Source organism: Bradyrhizobium sp. 23AC (assembly GCF_054863025.1).
Genome location: NZ_JAVAYN010000002.1, coordinates 161,109 through 177,280 on the forward strand (window position 1 = coordinate 161,109; position 16,172 = coordinate 177,280).

14 protein-coding genes and 1 tRNA gene are annotated in these 16,172 nt (G+C 64.4%); 7 read left to right on the forward strand and 8 right to left on the reverse strand.

The window, feature by feature from the left end; genetic code table 11:
* Nucleotides 1–966, reverse strand: coding sequence for a thioredoxin-disulfide reductase (trxB, locus tag RAD10_RS05910; RefSeq protein WP_461616705.1), 966 nt, complete (start codon nucleotides 964–966; stop codon nucleotides 1–3).
* 266 nt (nucleotides 967–1,232) lie between these two features.
* Here trxB and RAD10_RS05915 point away from each other — a divergent pair, with 266 nt between their 5' ends.
* Nucleotides 1,233–1,712 (forward strand): Lrp/AsnC family transcriptional regulator, encoded by a 480-nt coding sequence (locus RAD10_RS05915; RefSeq protein WP_026201989.1) that lies wholly within the window; start codon nucleotides 1,233–1,235, stop codon nucleotides 1,710–1,712.
* A gap of 309 nt (nucleotides 1,713–2,021) precedes the next feature.
* Here RAD10_RS05915 and greA read toward each other — a convergent pair whose 3' ends face one another.
* The 3 genes from greA to RAD10_RS05930 form a co-directional block, all read right to left on the reverse strand.
* On the reverse strand, nucleotides 2,022–2,495 hold the full coding sequence (greA, locus tag RAD10_RS05920) for a transcription elongation factor GreA (RefSeq protein WP_018643807.1): 474 nt from the start codon (nucleotides 2,493–2,495) through the stop codon (nucleotides 2,022–2,024).
* Between the two features lie 222 nt (nucleotides 2,496–2,717).
* Nucleotides 2,718–6,182 carry a carbamoyl-phosphate synthase large subunit gene (carB, locus tag RAD10_RS05925; RefSeq protein WP_461616706.1) on the reverse strand — a complete coding sequence of 1,155 codons (3,465 nt, stop codon included), beginning with the start codon at nucleotides 6,180–6,182 and terminating at the stop codon, nucleotides 2,718–2,720.
* Between the two features lie 252 nt (nucleotides 6,183–6,434).
* Complete coding sequence (locus RAD10_RS05930; RefSeq protein ID WP_461616707.1) at nucleotides 6,435–7,604, reverse strand: MFS transporter; 1,170 nt, start codon at nucleotides 7,602–7,604, stop codon at nucleotides 6,435–6,437.
* Between the two features lie 113 nt (nucleotides 7,605–7,717).
* Between RAD10_RS05930 and RAD10_RS05935 the strand changes: the two genes are divergently transcribed.
* A complete protein-coding gene (locus tag RAD10_RS05935) occupies nucleotides 7,718–8,089 on the forward strand; it encodes an ArsR/SmtB family transcription factor (protein WP_461616708.1) in 372 nt (123 codons plus the stop codon).
* A gap of 109 nt (nucleotides 8,090–8,198) precedes the next feature.
* Here the strand turns inward: RAD10_RS05935 and RAD10_RS05940 are convergent.
* Nucleotides 8,199–8,274, reverse strand: a tRNA-OTHER gene (locus RAD10_RS05940).
* A 54-nt stretch (nucleotides 8,275–8,328) separates the two neighbouring features.
* The gene (locus tag RAD10_RS05945) at nucleotides 8,329–9,030 is read right to left on the reverse strand and encodes a class I SAM-dependent methyltransferase (protein WP_461616709.1); all 702 of its coding nucleotides are present in this window, start codon (nucleotides 9,028–9,030) and stop codon (nucleotides 8,329–8,331) included.
* A 114-nt stretch (nucleotides 9,031–9,144) separates the two neighbouring features.
* On the opposite strand from RAD10_RS05945, the gene RAD10_RS05950 reads away from it, so the two are divergent.
* The gene (locus RAD10_RS05950) at nucleotides 9,145–9,669 is read left to right on the forward strand and encodes a Dps family protein (RefSeq protein WP_018318252.1); all 525 of its coding nucleotides are present in this window, start codon (nucleotides 9,145–9,147) and stop codon (nucleotides 9,667–9,669) included.
* Between the two features lie 122 nt (nucleotides 9,670–9,791).
* Here the strand turns inward: RAD10_RS05950 and RAD10_RS05955 are convergent, their stop codons facing one another.
* Together RAD10_RS05955 and carA are read right to left on the reverse strand one after the other, a co-directional pair.
* On the reverse strand, nucleotides 9,792–10,313 hold the full coding sequence (locus RAD10_RS05955; RefSeq protein ID WP_461616710.1) for a cupin domain-containing protein: 522 nt from the start codon (nucleotides 10,311–10,313) through the stop codon (nucleotides 9,792–9,794).
* 173 nt (nucleotides 10,314–10,486) lie between these two features.
* Entirely contained in the window at nucleotides 10,487–11,677 is a 1,191-nt protein-coding gene (carA, locus tag RAD10_RS05960) for a glutamine-hydrolyzing carbamoyl-phosphate synthase small subunit (protein WP_461616711.1), read from the reverse strand.
* Between the two features lie 146 nt (nucleotides 11,678–11,823).
* Here carA and RAD10_RS05965 point away from each other — a divergent pair, with 146 nt between their 5' ends.
* From RAD10_RS05965 to RAD10_RS05980, 4 genes are all read left to right on the forward strand, one after another.
* Nucleotides 11,824–12,534: an alpha/beta fold hydrolase gene (locus tag RAD10_RS05965; protein WP_461616712.1), complete on the forward strand. Its 711-nt coding sequence runs from the start codon at nucleotides 11,824–11,826 to the stop codon at nucleotides 12,532–12,534.
* A 50-nt stretch (nucleotides 12,535–12,584) separates the two neighbouring features.
* A complete protein-coding gene (locus RAD10_RS05970) occupies nucleotides 12,585–13,040 on the forward strand; it encodes a GatB/YqeY domain-containing protein (RefSeq protein WP_091958318.1) in 456 nt (151 codons plus the stop codon).
* Between the two features lie 227 nt (nucleotides 13,041–13,267).
* A complete protein-coding gene (locus RAD10_RS05975) occupies nucleotides 13,268–14,404 on the forward strand; it encodes an epoxide hydrolase family protein (RefSeq protein ID WP_461616713.1) in 1,137 nt (378 codons plus the stop codon).
* 151 nt (nucleotides 14,405–14,555) lie between these two features.
* Nucleotides 14,556–16,166 (forward strand): acyl-CoA synthetase, encoded by a 1,611-nt coding sequence (locus RAD10_RS05980; RefSeq protein ID WP_461616714.1) that lies wholly within the window; start codon nucleotides 14,556–14,558, stop codon nucleotides 16,164–16,166.
* Nucleotides 16,167–16,172 lie beyond the last annotated feature (6 nt).

Below are 16,172 nucleotides of genomic sequence, written 5' to 3' on the forward strand. Positions count from 1 at the left end.
TTATTCCGCTGCCGCGCGCTCGCTGGCGCGCAGGGCCAAGAAACGTTCGGCTTCGAGAGCTGCCATGCAGCCGAGGCCGGCGGCCGTGACGGCCTGGCGATAGGTCTCGTCGGCGACGTCGCCGGCGGCGAACAGGCCGGGCATCGAGGTGGCGGTCGAGTTCGGGGCGACCTCGACATAGCCCGACGGTTTGAGCTTGATCTGGTCTTTCACGAGCTCGGTCGCCGGCGCGTGGCCGATGGCGATGAAGACACCGTCGGTCTTCACGTCCGTCAGTGCGCCGGTCTTGACGTTCTTGAGGCGGACATGGGTGACCTTGTTCGGATTCTCGGTGCCGCAGATCTCGTCGACGGCGCTGTCCCAGATCACCTTGATCTTCGGGTGCTTGAACAGACGCTCCTGCAGGATGCGCTCGGCGCGGAAATGGTCGCGGCGATGCACGATGGTGACCTGCGAGGCATGGTTGGTGAGGTACAGGGCTTCCTCGACCGCGGTATTGCCGCCGCCGACCACAACGACCTCCTTGTTGCGGTAGAAGAAGCCGTCGCAGGTGGCGCAGGCCGACACGCCGCCGCCTTGGAACTTTAATTCGGAGGGCAACCCGAGCCAGCGCGCCTGCGCGCCGGTGGCGAGGATCACGGCGTCGGCGAAATAGACGTCACCGGAGTCGCAGGTGAGGCGGAACGGCCGCTGCGAGCTGTCGAGCTTGATCACCAGATCGGAGATGATCTTGGTGCCGACATGGACGGCCTGCTTCTCCATCTGCTCCATCAGCCAGGGGCCCTGGATCACGTCGGCGAAGCCGGGATAGTTCTCGACGTCGGTGGTGATGGTGAGCTGGCCGCCCGGCTGGATGCCCTGGATCAGGATCGGCTCGAGCATCGCGCGCGCGGCGTAGATCGCTGCCGTGTAGCCGGCGGGGCCGGAGCCGATAATGACGACCTTTGCATGGACATGGGCGGACATATTGACGGACGCCTTTCACGGGGGATTCGCAGCGCGGGCGCGGAACGTGCCGGGAGGCCTCGCGGAGGCGCTGAAATATCAGAGCTAATCTAAGCCTTCTGGTGAGCTATGCAAGAATTGCATTGCCTATCGGCGGATTTTTCCAACAAGGAACAAAAGTCGATTGCGGTGCACGCGCAATAAAATTGCGCTAGTCGTGCTGACTGGGCTATGAGGATTGCGGCAAACCCACCAATAAAGCCGCAAAGGCCAGGAGTTCCAATCAAGTGTCGCGGAACCTAGACGACATCGACCTGAAAATTCTCTCCGAGATTCAGGCCGACGGTCGAATCACGAATGTCGAGCTGGCCAAACGGGTCGGCATCTCGCCGCCGCCCTGCCTGCGCCGCGTCCGGGCGCTGGAGGAGGAGGGCTATATCCACGGCTATCGCGGCCTGCTGGACGCCCGCAAGCTCGGCTTCGACGTCACCGTATTCGCCGCCGTGCACCTGTCCAGCCAGGCCGAGGCGGATCTTCGCGCCTTCGAGGAGTTCGTCCGCGCCGAGCCCCTGGTCCGGGAATGCTGGATGCTGTCGGGCGAGGTCGATTTCATCCTCAAATGCGTCGCCCCCGACATGGCGACCTTCCAGGATTTCGTCACCCATCTGACCGCCGCGCCTCATGTGCGGAATGTGCGGACGTCGCTGGTGCTGCATAATTCGAAGTACGAGGCGGCCGTGCCGCTGGACGTGAAGGGGCGGAGGTAGCTCTCCGGTCTCGTGCCCCGAACGCAGCGCAACGCTCCTGGCGATGCGAAGCATCGTCCGGTGCGGTGCGCTGCAGAGCCGGGGCCCATCTCACCGCGCCTTCCCGTGTTGCTTTCTGGGTCCCGGCTCTGCGCAGCAACGCTAAGGGCGTTGCAGCGCGTCCGGGACACGAGAGCGGTGTATGCTATTGCTCTACGCTCGCAATGACGTGTGGTGAAGGCATGTGTTCATTGAGCGCAAGCACCACGCCGAAACAAAAAGGCCGCGCTGGGCGCGGCCTTTTTCAAACGTCAGCGCAGCGGCAAATTCTTACCGCCACTCCACCTTGGTAATTTCATACGCCTTGGCGCCGCCGGGTGCGTTGACCTCGACGGTCGAACCCTTCTTCTTGCCGATCAGCGCGCGGGCGAGCGGCGAGGTGATGGAGATGCGGCCCTTCTTGGCGTCGGCCTCGACCTCGCCGACGATCTGCCACACCGTCTTCTTCTCGGTGTCCTCGTCGACCAAGGTCACGGTGGCGCCGAACTTGATGGTGTCGCCGGACAGTTTCGAGATGTCGATGATGTCGGCGCGCGCGAGCTTGTCCTCGAGCTCGGCGATGCGGCCTTCATTGTGGGACTGCTCTTCCTTCGCGGCATGATATTCCGCGTTCTCCGACAGGTCTCCGTGCGAGCGCGCCTCGGCAATATGCTCGATGATCCGCGGACGATCCTCGGACTGGCGCTTCTTCAATTCTTCCCCGAGCGCGACAAAGCCGGCCTGGGTCATCGGAACCTTTTCCATCTCTTCTCTCGTCCTTCGATCCCGCGCCCCCACAACAGCGGGCGCGGCAACCTTGATTCGTCGGTATTCCCGGCGCTGAACACGCGGCCACCGGAACGTTATGTGGGCTGGCGCCGGAACAGAACAACCACCATGGCCGGACAGTTCCTCCGGCCATTGTGGCTTCATTGCCAATCACTTAGCGGATGGCTTAACCCTAAAGGCTCGGCCTTCCGCTCGCGATCAGGTTTCCGAAAAGTAGCTCTGCAGGGTACGAACCTCAAGGTCCCCGCCGAGATAGGCGCGGATGCCCTGCGCGGCCGCCACGGCCCCGGAAAGAGTGGTGTAATACGGCACTTTATGCAAGAGGGCCGCGCGCCGCAGCGAACGGCTGTCGGCGAGCGCCTGCGGGCCTTCGGTGGTGTTGAAGACCAGCTGGACGTCGCCATTGGTGATGGCGTCGACGATGTGCGGCCGGCCCTCCAGCACCTTGTTCACCTTCTCGGTCGGGATGCCCTGGTCGGTCAGGAAGCGCTGGGTGCCCGAGGTCGCCAGCACCCTGAAGCCGAGCGAATGCAGTTCGCGGACCGCCTCGGCGATGCGCGTCTTGTCGCTCTCGCGCACCGAGACGAACACCGTGCCCTTGCGCGGTACACGCGTGCCGCCGCCGAGCTGGCTCTTGGCGAAGGCGACCTCGAAATTGCGGTCGATGCCCATGACCTCGCCGGTCGAGCGCATCTCGGGGCCGAGCACCGTGTCGACGCCGGGGAAGCGCGCGAACGGGAAGACCGATTCCTTGACGCCGACGTGCTTGAGCTTTGCCTTCTTCAGCTTGAAATCGGCGAGCTTCTCGCCCGCCATGATGCGTGCGGCGATCTTCGCGACCGGCGTTCCGACCACCTTGGCGACGAAGGGCACGGTGCGCGAGGCGCGCGGATTGACCTCGAGCACGTAGATCTCGCCGTCCTTGATGGCGTATTGCACGTTCATCAGGCCGACGACGTCGAGGCCGAGCGCGAGCTCGCGGGTCTGCCGCTCCAGCTCCTCGATCATGTCAGGCTCGAGCGAATGCGCCGGCAGCGAGCAGGCGCTGTCGCCGGAATGGATGCCGGCTTCCTCGATGTGCTCCATGATGCCGACGATGAAGGTGTCCTTGCCGTCGCAGAGGCAGTCGACGTCGATCTCGGTGGCGTCCGAGAGATAACGGTCGAACAGCAGCGGGTTCTTGCCGAGCACGGTGTTGATCTGCCCGGTCTTGTCGTTCGGATAGCGCGCCTTGACGTCGGCCGGCACCAGCTCGGGCAGCGTGCCGAGCAGATAATCGTTGAGCTGGTTCTCCTCGCGGATGATCTGCATCGCGCGGCCGCCGAGCACGTAGGACGGGCGCACCACAAGCGGCAGGCCGAGATCGGCGGAGACGAGTCTTGCCTGCTCGACCGAATAGGCGATGCCGTTCTTCGGCTGCTTGAGACGGAGCTTGTCGAGCACGCGCTTGAAGCGGTCGCGGTCTTCGGCAAGGTCGATGGCATCAGGCGAGGTGCCGAGGATCGGCACTTCGGCGGCTTCCAGGGCGCGCGCGAGCTTCAGCGGGGTCTGGCCGCCGAACTGCACGATCACGCCGTGCAGCGTGCCGTTGGTGCGCTCCTTGGCGATGATCTCCAGCACGTCCTCGGCGGTGAGCGGCTCGAAATAGAGCCGGTCGGCGGTGTCGTAGTCGGTCGACACCGTCTCCGGGTTGCAGTTGACCATGATGGATTCGTAGCCGGCATCGTGCAGCGCGAAGCAGGCGTGACAGCAGCAATAGTCGAACTCGATGCCCTGGCCGATGCGGTTCGGTCCGCCGCCGAGAATGATGACCTTCTTCTTGTCGGACGGCGTGCTCTCGTCCGCCGGCGCGCCCGCGAACAGCGCCTCATAGGTCGAATACATATAGGCGGTCGGCGATGCGAATTCGGCCGCGCAGGTGTCGATGCGCTTGTACACCGGACGAACGTCGAGCGCGTGGCGCTTCGCGGTGACCTCGGCCTCCGTCGTCTCGGCGAGCACCGCGAGCCGCGCATCGGAGAAGCCCATGGCCTTGAGCGTGCGCATGCCGAAGGCAATGCCCGGCAGGCCGTTCTTGCGGACCTTCTCCTCCATGTCGACGATGCCGCGCATCTCGCTGAGGAACCACGGATCGATCTTGCAGGAGTTGAAGATCTCCTCGTTCGACCAGCCGAGCCGCATCGCCTGGGCGACCTGGAGCAGCCGGTTCGGCGTCGGCGTGCCGAGCGCGGCGCGGATCGCATTCTTGTCGTCGTCGCGGCCGAGACCTTCGATCTCGATCTCGTCGAGGCCGGTCAGTCCGGTCTCGAGCCCGCGCAGCGCCTTCTGGAGGCTTTCCTGGAAGGTGCGGCCAATCGCCATGACTTCGCCGACCGATTTCATCGACGTGGTCAGCGTGGTGGAGGCGCCGGGGAATTTCTCGAAGGCGAAGCGCGGCACCTTGGTGACGACGTAGTCGATGGTCGGCTCGAACGAGGCCGGCGTGGCGCCGCCGGTGATGTCGTTGGCGATCTCGTCGAGCGTGTAGCCGACCGCAAGCTTGGCCGCGACCTTGGCGATCGGAAAGCCGGTGGCCTTCGAAGCCAGAGCGGATGAGCGCGACACGCGCGGGTTCATCTCGATGACGACCATGCGGCCGTCCTCGGGATTGACGCCGAACTGCACGTTGGAGCCGCCGGTCTCCACCCCGATCTCGCGCAGCACCGCCAGCGAGGCGTCGCGCATGATCTGGTATTCCTTGTCGGTCAGCGTCAGCGCCGGCGCCACCGTGATGGAATCGCCGGTGTGCACGCCCATCGGATCGAGGTTCTCGATCGAGCAGACGATGATGCAATTGTCCTTCTTGTCGCGCACCACCTCCATCTCGTACTCTTTCCAGCCGAGCACGGATTCTTCGATCAGCACTTCGTTGGTTGGAGACGCATCGAGGCCGCGCTCGATGATGTCGAGGAACTCTTCCTTGTTGTAGGCGATGCCGCCGCCGGTGCCGCCCATCGTGAAGGAGGGGCGGATGATCGCGGGCAGGCCGATCTCGGACAGCGCCATCATGGCCTGGCCGAAGGCGTATTCCTGGTAGCGCTTGCGGCGCTCGCTCTCGCCCAGCGTCCACTGCCGATCGTGCTCTTCGAGCGCCGCGCCCGAGAGCTTTTCGCGTTCAGCCTGACGCTTGTCGCGGAAGGACTTCTTCAGGGCGGAGGCATTGGCGAGCCGCGACTTCGGCGTCTCGAGACCGATCTTGGTCATGGCCTCGCGGAAAAGCTGGCGATCCTCGGCCTTGTCGATCGCGTCGGCGGTGGCGCCGATCATCTCGACGTCGAACTTCTCCAGCGTGCCCTGCTGGCGCAGCGACAGCGCGCAGTTCAGCGCGGTCTGTCCGCCCATGGTCGGCAGCAGCGCGAAGCCGCCGGGAATGACGTGACGTTCCTTCTCGATGATCTTGGCGACGATCTCGGGCGTGATCGGCTCGATATAGGTCGCATCGGCCAATTCCGGATCGGTCATGATGGTGGCCGGGTTGGAATTGACGAGGACAATGCGATAGCCCTCTTCCTTCAGCGTCTTCACCGCCTGGGTGCCCGAATAGTCGAACTCGCAGGCCTGGCCGATCACGATGGGACCGGCGCCGATGATCAGGATGGTGGTGATGTCTGTACGTTTGGGCATCAACTCTCGCCGGACTGGAATTTGGGCACAAAAAAAGGGCGCGCTCCTGCGCGTCCCTTTGGCCGAAGCGCGATCAGCAAAAGTGGCCACCGGTTTTGCGTCCGATCGCGCTTCTACTCTTATAAGAGGCGCATGATCTTGACGCCAAACCGCCTACACTTTGGCGGATCATGCGCGCGCGCGGTGGTCTCCCTCGCGCGCGGGTGGGTCTTAGACCAGATTCCGGGGCGGCGAAACCCCGAAAAACGCCCATCAACCGGCAATTTTGACGGGTTTTGGCCTGGCCTGCCAACCACGGGCGAGATGCACCAGAAGTGAGGCCGCAACGCTCATTCCACCGATCCAGCCGAGGTCGTTCGGCGAGAGGGTCGCCAGCACCGCCCCTCCGAGCGCCCCGCCGATGGCGAAGCCGAGATACATGGCGGAGGCGTTGAGCGAGAGCGCGATCATCGAGGCCTGCGGCTCGATCCGGATGATGCTGGAGACCTGGGCCGGGTAGAATGCCCAGCCCGAGATGCCCCAGAGGAAGATCGTGCCCAGCACCGCATAGTGCGCCTGGCCCGGCATCAGCTTCAGGACCACTGAGTGCAGGATCAGCGCAGCTGCCATGCCGGCGAGCCCGAGGCCCACGGTGGCGAGCGTACCGAGCCGGTCGGCAAGTAAGCCGCCGAACATGTTCCCGATCGCTGCTGCGCCGCCAAACACCAGCAACGCAAGGCTGATTTGCGACGCATCGAAGCCGAGGCCGCGGAGCGGAACCGCGAAATAGGTGAAGACGGTGAAGCCGCCGAGCGCCCATAGGATCGTGATCACGAGCGCGACCAGGACATTGCTGTGACGCGCCACCGCCAGCCGTTCGCCGAGCGAGGCGGTGTTGCGTGGCAGGCCGCGGGGCAGGCCGAGCAGCAGCCCGGCAAGCGCAACAGTGCCGATCAGGGCGACCATGGCAAAGGTTGCGCGCCAGCCGAGCAGGCTGCCGACGAGGTTGCCGAGGGGAACGCCGATGACGGTCGCGACCGTCAGACCCGACGTGACCAGCGCCACCGCTCGGCCGCGCCGTTCGGGCGAGGCGACCGCCACGGACACCGCGAGCGCCGTCGGCATGCAAAGCCCGGAGCCCAGCGCCATCAGCATCCGCGAGGCCAGTAGGAGGGCGTAGCTGGAAGCCACCATCGCGGCGAGATTTCCGGCGATGAAGGTCGCCAGCGCCAGGGCCAGCACGGTTCGGCGGTCGATATTGTTCAGCGCGACGGCCAGGATCGGCGAGCCCACGGCATAGGTGAGGGCGTAGGCCGTGACCAATTGGCCGGCGGCGGAGACCGAAATCTGCAAGTCGGAGGCGATGCCGGGCAAAAGACCTGCGATAACAAAGCCTTCGGTGCCGATCGCAAAGGCCGCCAGGGCCAGCCAGAACACGCTCATTGGACGATATCCCTATGTTCAACGTTTATTGAACTATTGGGTGCGGTGGTTTGTAAGTCAATTGGTTCAAGAACTATTGAACATTGCGACCGCTTCGCTATGATTTCCGGGTCATGAGCCGCACACCTCTCCACCCGACCCGCGAGCAGATCGAGTTGCCGATGGTGCTGGATTGCCTGAGCGATCCGATCCGGCTCGCCATCGTCTACCAGCTTGCCCAGCAGGAACGTGTCAGCAGAGAGCTCTGCTGCGGCGACTTCAACGGGCTCGCGGGCAAGTCCAACCTCGCCTATCACTTCGCCAAGCTGCGCGAATGCGGCGTGATGCAGACGCGCGTGGCCGGCACCAACCGCTTCATGCGGCTGCGCCGCGAGGATCTGGACGCGCGTTTTCCCGGCCTGCTCGATGCGGTGATCAGTTCCGCGGCCAAGGATGCCGAGCGGCTTCAGTTGCTGCCGGAGGGTGAAGTGGTTGGGGCGGATTGAGGTTGGGGGCGGATTGCTGACACGCCCGGCTTCGCCCCTTCGGGCTTCGCCGCGGCAGCCTTCGCCACGAGAAGGCTTGCCGAGCCGAAGCTGCGTAAGCAGCGAAGGCTGGAGACCCGGCCTGGATTTGAACCAGGATGTAGAGCGTTGCACCGCCCTCGCGTAGACGCTTCCGCCACCGGGCCGAGGCGATCATTACCGATTGCAGTGCGACAAGCTACAACGGCTAATTGTTATGCTTAACGAACCAGAGGCGGCCGCGCGACGAAGGTCATGCGCCAGCGATTATGGCCGATATTGGTGTGGGCGCGCTGGACCGCGAACCCGGCCGCTCTCAGCTTGGCGGTGACCTCCTCCTCGCTGTAGCGCTGGAGCCCGATGCGCGTGCGCAGATGACGGTAATCGGACAGCGCGGTGCTGATCAGCCCGACCAGCGCGTCTTTCAAGAAACCGTGGCGCAGGCCGAAGCCGAGCAGCGCCATGACGTCCCTGAACATGCCGACATTGGGCTGGAGGATGTCCCCCAGCACCAGCTTGCCGGAGGGCTTCAGGATGCGGCGGATGGTGAGGAGCGCGGCGTCGAGTTCGTCCGGCGCCATGTATTGCGCGACTGAGTTCATCACGACGAGGTCGATCGACTGGTCCTGCATCTTGCGGACATCGTCGAGCGAGCGGACGCGGATCTTGGTGTTCGGGGCAAACCGCGCGATCAGCCGGCCGCGCACGCCCGGCGCGGGCTCGGCGAGGATCAGCTGGCCGCAGCTAGCAGCCACCTGGCTCGCCGACAGCGCCTCGCCGCAGGCATAGTCCAGCACCGTCGCGTCCGGCGAAGAGATGTAGCCGATGATGTCCCGCGCGATGATCTGGAAGTGCAAGTCGCGATGCAGCTTGCTGACATAGATCGTGTGCGTCGAGTCGTAATAATCGATCCAATCGTCCATGGTATTCGAAGGTCCCGGCCAAACGGTTCCCGTCAAGGAACCGGCGCTGCCCGCCTTGCGTTAGGGGTGCGACGGCGCGCCGTCAATGTCCGCGTCCTAACAGGAAGGCTTCCCGTGAGCAAAACCAACAACAAGGTCTCCCCCGATCTCGATACCCCCACCGACCTGTCGCCCGACGGGGTCAAGAAGGTCTCGGAGGCGCTCAACGTACTTCTGGCCGACGCCTTCGCGCTGTATCTGAAGACTAAGAATTTTCACTGGCACATCAGCGGCCGGCATTTCCGCGACTATCATCTGCTGCTCGACGAGCAGTCCGACCAGATATTCGCCACCACCGACCAGCTCGCCGAGCGCGTCCGCAAAATCGGCGGCACCACGCTGAAGTCGATCGGCCAAGTCGCAAAGCTTCAGACCATCAAGGACAACAACGAGGACTATGTCCCGCCGCGCGAAATGCTGCGCGAGCTGATGCAGGACAACAAGCACGTCGCGGCCGCGATGCGCAAAGCGCACGAGGTCTGCGACGACGCCGGCGATGTCGCCAGCGCCAGCATTTTGGAAGTGTTCATCGACGAGACCGAGCGCCGGACGTGGTTCCTGTTCGAGGCGACGCGGCAGGAAGGCGGCAACGAGGCGTAGGCCGAGCTGCCGTAGGGTGGGCAAAGGCGCGCTCTTGCGCGCCGTGCCCACCATCTTTCCTTACGGCTTGAATAGATTGGTGGGCACGTTTCGCTTTGCCACCCTACGCACCTTCGTTGTGGCTACCGCCACAGCCGCATCAACGCCCCATCCGTGCCCGTCACGGGATCGGCCGGCGGCATCGCGACGTTCGGAATCGTCTTCAACGCTTTCGCGTGGCTCTCCGGCGTTGGCCGCGTGATCTCCATCTTGCTGCCCGGCGGATAGGCGCCGATCACGCAGAAATCGTCGCTCGCCCCGATGCATTGATGTCCGGTGCCGGCCGGCAGGATCGCGACATCTCCCGCCTTGATCTCAAGCTCCTGGCCATGGTCGCCGCCGAAGCGGACGCGGGCGCTGCCACGCGCAACTCCGAGCACCTCATGCACCGTCGCGTGGTAATGCAGATAATCGTAGACGCCGTTGCGCCACGTCCCGCCCCAGCCGTTCGCTTCGAACAGGTTCTCGATGGTCTCTTCCGGCTGCTTCGGATCGAGCTTCACCGCACCCTGGTAGACCAGGAACGGAAGGATGTTGTTCGGCACGAGTCCGTCATCCTCGAACACGATGGCGAGCGGCTCGGCCTTGTCGCGGACGACGGACATGGCGGGCTCCGGCTGCAAAAGACAGCGGGACAACATTCTATCGTGTGGAGGTGTTCCTCAACAGGTCACCTGTCCCGGACGCGCTGCAGCGCGCAACGCTGCGGCGCAGAGCCGGGACCCGGAGAGCCGCGAGTGGTGGGCCCCGGTTCAGCGGGGCATGAGAGCGCGCGTCTTTACGCGCTCTTCTTCTGCCGCATCAGATCCGCAAAACGCTGGAACAGATAGTGCGAGTCGCGCGGGCCGGGCGATGCTTCCGGGTGGTACTGCACCGAGAACACCGGCTTGCCGTCGAGCTGGATGCCGCAATTGGATCCGTCGAACAGCGAGATGTGGGTCTGCGTCGCGCCCTTCGGCAGCGTGGTCTCGTCCACGGCAAAACCGTGGTTCATCGAGGTGATCTCGACCTTGCCGGTGGTCTCGTCCTTCACGGGGTGGTTGGCGCCGTGATGGCCCTGATGCATCTTCTTCGTCTTCGCGCCGACGGCGAGGCCGAGCATCTGGTGGCCAAGGCAAATGCCGAAGGTCGGCGTGCCCGACTTAATGACGTCCCGGATCACAGGCACGGCATATTTGCCGGTGGCGGCCGGATCGCCCGGACCGTTGGACAGGAACACGCCGTCCGGCTTCATCGCCAGAATGTCTTCGGACGAGGTCGTCGCCGGCACCACCGTCACCTTGCAGCCGACGCCGGCGAGCAGGCGCAGGATGTTGCGCTTGATGCCGTAGTCGATGGCGACGACGTTGAACTCCACCTTGTCCTGGCGGCCAAAGCCCTTGTCCCACAGCCACGGCGTCTCGTCCCAGGTGAAGCGCTGGCCGCTTGTGACCATCGGCACGAGGTCCATGCCCTCGAGGCCCGGCCATTCGCGCGCTTCTTCCTTCAACCCATGCAGGTCGAACTCGCCGTCTTTGGCGTGCGCGATCACGGCGTTGGGCATGCCCTTGCTGCGGATCAGCGCGGTCAGCGCACGGGTGTCGATGCCGGAGAGGCCGATGATGCCGCGCGCCTTCAGCCACTGGTCGAGATGCTTGGTGGCGCGGTAGTTCGAGGGATCGGTGATCGCTGTGCGCAGGATCACGCCGCGCGCGCCCGGCGTTGCCGCCATGTTCACCGTCTCGATGTCTTCCTCGTTGGTACCGACATTGCCGATATGCGGGAAGGTGAAGGTGATGAGCTGGCCGGCATAGGAGGGATCGGTGAGGATCTCCTCATAGCCGGTCATCGCGGTGTTGAAGCAGACTTCACCAACGGCGTGGCCTTCGGCGCCGAGGCCAAAGCCTTCGAGCACGGTGCCATCGGCGAGCACGAGGAGCGCGGTCGGTTTATGGTCCGGCCAAGCAGGATCGTTGTCATGTTGTGTCATGAGCGCGTTTCATAAGCCTGCCGGACGCCCCCGTCAAAGCGCAGATGCGCCGATTCACATGCGTTTTTGCATATTTGACAGCCCGTCTCGGGCTCCTAAGCTTGGCCGCACAATTTCCGGCAAATTCCCGGGCTTGCGAGGCAATAATGGACCAGACCACCCCGATTCTGTTGGTTCCGGGGCTGGCCTCCTCGGCCCGGATCTATGCCCCTGTCATCCCGGCGCTGTGGCGCATCGGCCCGGTCATGGTTGCCAACCATATCCGCGACGACAGCATGGCGGCGATCGCCGCCCGCGTGCTGAGCGAGGCCCCGCCGCGCTTCGCGCTCGCCGGCCATTCCATGGGCGGCTACATCGCGTTCGAGATCATGCGCCAGGCGCCCGAGCGGGTGGCCAAGCTCGCGTTGATCAACACCCAGGCGCGACCCGACACGCCGGAGGCGACCGCGCGCCGCTGCGGCCTGATGGAGCGCGCCAGGCGCGGCGAGCTCCGCGCCGTCCGCGAGGAGAGTTTTCCGGAGCTCGTGCATCCGTCGCGGCGCGATGATGCCGATATTCTGAAGCTCGTGCATGCGCAGGACGAGGATGTCGGTGTCGAGGGCTATCTGCGGCAGCAGATCGCGATCATCGCACGGGTGGATTCGCGCCCGACGCTTGCAGCCATCAAATGCCCGACGCTGGTGTTGACGGGCGATGTCGACAACACCATCCCGAACGCTCTCTCGAAGGAGATGGCCGAGGGCATCGCCGGCGCAAGGTTCAAAGTCCTCGATCGCTGCGGACACCTGCCACAAGCCGAGCAGCCGGAAGCGACAATGTGGGCCCTGACCGAATGGCTCGGAACCGAGGTTGTCTAGGGGCCGCGAACGGCCTAGATCAGGCGTCAGATATTCGAAGGGATCCGATCATGTTGCGCGACGACATCAACAATGCGGTCAAGGAGGCCATGAAGGCCAAGGACGAGCGCAAGCTGTCCACGCTGCGCATGGTCAATTCGACCATCAAGAATGCCGACATCGATGCGCGCGGGCAGGGCAAGCCGCCGTTGTCGGACGCCGATCTGCTCGGCGTCTTTCAGAAGATGATCAAGCAGCGGCAGGAGTCGGTCGAGCTCTACGAAAAAGGCGGCCGCGCCGAGCTCGCGGCCCAGGAGCGCGAGGAGATCGCGGTGATCTCGGCGTATCTGCCGAAGCAGATGGCCGACGACGAGGTGAAGAAGGCGATCGCGGACGCGATCACTGAAACCGGCGCCGCCGGCATGAAGGACATGGGCAAGGTGATCGCCGTGCTGCGCGCGAAGTATGCCGGGCAGATGGATTTCGGCAAGGCGAGCGGTCTCGTGAAGGGCGCGCTGTCGGGCTAGCTGCTTACCCTCCCATGGAGGGGAGGGTCGATCGCGCGAAGCGCGAGCGGGGTGGGGTGATCTCTCCACTCGCGCAGCGCTTCCGCGGAAAGACTGTCACCCCACCTCGGTTCGCATGCCGCTTCGCTTCATGCGAACCGATCCTCCCCCTCCAGGGGAGGATGGGTACCTTTGTTGCGGCTGCGATCCGGTCTACTCTCTCTTGATAAGAAAAATCGGGAGGCCCGATGACCGCCATCAAACCGTTTCGCATCGCCATCAGCGACGACATCCTCTCCGATCTCAAGTCTCGCCTCGCCCGCACGCGCTGGCCGGAGGCCGAGCTGGTCGACGACTGGAGCCAGGGCGCGCCGCTGCAATGGATCCGAGAGGTCTGTGCCTACTGGGCGAGCGAGTATGACTGGCGGGCGCGCGAGGCAAAGCTCAACCGCTTCGCGCAGTTCACCACCGAGATCGACGGGCTCGACATTCATTTCCTGCATGTGCGCTCGAAAGAACCAAACGCGCTGCCGCTGATCATCACCCATGGCTGGCCGGGCTCGATCGTCGAATTCCAGAAGGTGATCGCGCCGCTCACCGATCCCGTCGCGCATGGCGGCAATCCCGCGGACGCGTTTCACGTCGTCTGTCCGTCGCTGCCCGGCTTCGGCTTCTCCGCCAAGCCGAAGGCGACCGGTTGGGGCGTTGATCGCATCGCCGCGACCTGGGCGCAGCTGATGGAGCGGCTGGGCTATGCCGGCTACGGCGCGCAAGGCGGCGACTGGGGCTCGGCGGTGACGGCCTCGCTCGGGGCGCAGGATGCCGCGCACTGCGCCGGCATTCACATCACGCTGTCCTTCAACTCGCCGCCGCGCATGGAGGGCGAGCCGACAGCGGAGGAGAAGCGGGCGCTCGCCGGCCTCAAGCACTACGTCGATCTCGACTCCGGCTATTCCAAGCAGCAATCGACGCGCCCGCAGACGCTCGGCTATGGCCTCACGGATTCGCCGAGCGGACAGGCGGCCTGGATTCTGGAAAAATTCTGGGCCTGGACCGATTGCGACGGCCATCCCGAAAACATCTTCACCCGGGACGAGCTGCTCGACAACGTCATGCTGTATTGGGTGACGGAGACAGCGACTTCCTCGGCGCGGCTCTACTGGGAAAGCTTTGGCAAGCGCCGCACCACGCCTGTCGTCAAGGTGCCGACGGGCGTCGCCGCGTTCCCCAAGGAGATCATCACGCCGGTGCGGCGCTGGATGGAACCGAACTTCCATGACATCACGCATTGGAGCGAGATGGAGAAGGGCGGCCATTTCGCCGCGTTCGAGCAGCCGGAGCTGTTCGTGCGCGATGTCAGGAAGTTCTTTGCGACGGTAAGGTGAAGTGCACTCTCCGTCATGCCCGGGCTTGTCCCGGCCATCCACGGCCTTAGACTGGCGGTGAAGAAGAACGTGGATGGCGGGACTTGATCGCGAAGACGCGCTTCGCGCTTTTGCCCGGCCATGACCGAGACTGACGGAAACGATCCAAGCCATGCTGACCGAAGCCAAGACCTACGACGAACTCACTCGCAACTTCCGCTGGGACATCCCGGCGCGCTTCAACATGGCGGAAGCATGCTGCGATCGGCATGCCGACGGCACCGGCCGGCTCGCGCTGATCTATGTCGACGAGAACGGCGCCACCACGCGAACCTCCTTCGACGAGGTCGCGGACATGTCGCGCCGCTTTGCCAATGTGCTGAAGGGCGATGGGCTTTCGCGCGGCGATCGCGTCGCGGTTTTCCTGTCGCAGTCGCTGGAGCTGCCGATCGCGCATATGGCGGCGTTCCGCTCCGGCCTGGTCTCGATCCCGCTGTTCGCCCTGTTCGGCGAGGACGCGCTGGAATTCCGCCTGTCGAATTCACAGGCGAGGGCAATCATCACTGATGAGGCGGGTTGGGAGAAGCTCACGAAGATCCGCGAGCGGCTGCCCTATTTGCAGGACATCTATATCACGAGCGGCGCCGTCCACGCCGGCGCAAAGCCATTCTGGCCGGCGATCGAAACCGCGTCCGAGGACTTTGCGACCGTCGACACCGCCGCCGACGATCCCGCGCTGATCATCTACACCTCGGGCACGACAGGAAATCCTAAAGGCGCGCTGCATGCGCACCGCGTCGTGCTAGGCCATCTCCCCAATGTCGAGATGTGTCACAACTTCCTGCCGCGTCCCGGCGATCTCATGTGGACGCCGGCGGATTGGGCCTGGATCGGCGGACTCGTCAACGGCCTGCTCGCATTCTGGTATCACGGCATCCCCCTGGTCGGGCATCGCGCGCGCAAATTCGAGCCGCAGGCGGCGATGCAGATGATGGCCGATCTCGGCGTCCGCAACGTCTTCCTGCCGCCGACCGCGCTGAAGCTGATGCGGCAGGCGGGCGTGAAGCACCCGGGCGTCAAGCTCCGCAGCATCTTCACGGGCGGCGAGTCCCTTGGCGGCGAGCTGCTGGGATGGGTGCGCGAGACGTTTGGTATCGACGCCCATGAGGTGTTCGGCCAGACCGAGTGCAATCTCGTGATCGGCAGCAACTCCAACCTGTTTCCGATCCGCCCGGGTTCGATGGGCAAGGCGACGCCGGGCTTCGACGTCCGCATCGTCAACGACAAGGGCGAAGAATTGCCGCGCGGCCAGCGCGGCATCATCGGCGTGCGCCAGCCGTGCCCCGTCACCATGCTCGAATATTGGCGCAATCCGGAGGCGACGGCGAAGAAATATGCCGGCGAATTCCTGCTCACCGGCGATCTCGGCGTGCAGGACGAGGATGGCTATTTCTGGTATGTCAGCCGAGAGGACGACGTCATCACCACCGCCGGCTATCGCGTCGGTCCCTCCGAGATCGAGCACACGCTGATGAAGCATCCCTCGGTGGCGATGGCCGCGGTGGTCGGCATCCCCGATCCGATCCGCACCGAATCGATCAAGGCCTGGATCGTGCTGCGTCCGGGCTTTACCGGCACTGACGCGCTGGCGCGCGAGATCCAGGAGTTCGTCAAGGTGCAGCTCGCCGCGCATGAATATCCGCGGTTCGTCGAATTCGCCGAGACGCTGCCGATGACGGCGACCGGCAAGGTGCTGCGGCGCGAGCTGCGGGCCAAGGGCTGATTTCTT

Coding starts and splice junctions, on each gene's coding strand:
- trxB (WP_461616705.1), bottom strand. CDS start 966: ATGTCCGCCCATGTCCATGCAAAGGTCGTCATTATCGGCTCCGGCCCC.
- greA (WP_018643807.1), bottom strand. CDS start 2,495: ATGGAAAAGGTTCCGATGACCCAGGCCGGCTTTGTCGCGCTCGGGGAA.
- carB (WP_461616706.1), bottom strand. CDS start 6,182: ATGCCCAAACGTACAGACATCACCACCATCCTGATCATCGGCGCCGGT.
- RAD10_RS05930 (WP_461616707.1), bottom strand. CDS start 7,604: ATGAGCGTGTTCTGGCTGGCCCTGGCGGCCTTTGCGATCGGCACCGAA.
- RAD10_RS05935 (WP_461616708.1), top strand. CDS start 7,718: ATGAGCCGCACACCTCTCCACCCGACCCGCGAGCAGATCGAGTTGCCG.
- RAD10_RS05945 (WP_461616709.1), bottom strand. CDS start 9,030: ATGGACGATTGGATCGATTATTACGACTCGACGCACACGATCTATGTC.
- RAD10_RS05955 (WP_461616710.1), bottom strand. CDS start 10,313: ATGTCCGTCGTCCGCGACAAGGCCGAGCCGCTCGCCATCGTGTTCGAG.
- carA (WP_461616711.1), bottom strand. CDS start 11,677: ATGACACAACATGACAACGATCCTGCTTGGCCGGACCATAAACCGACC.
- RAD10_RS05965 (WP_461616712.1), top strand. CDS start 11,824: ATGGACCAGACCACCCCGATTCTGTTGGTTCCGGGGCTGGCCTCCTCG.
- RAD10_RS05970 (WP_091958318.1), top strand. CDS start 12,585: ATGTTGCGCGACGACATCAACAATGCGGTCAAGGAGGCCATGAAGGCC.
- RAD10_RS05975 (WP_461616713.1), top strand. CDS start 13,268: ATGACCGCCATCAAACCGTTTCGCATCGCCATCAGCGACGACATCCTC.
- RAD10_RS05980 (WP_461616714.1), top strand. CDS start 14,556: ATGCTGACCGAAGCCAAGACCTACGACGAACTCACTCGCAACTTCCGC.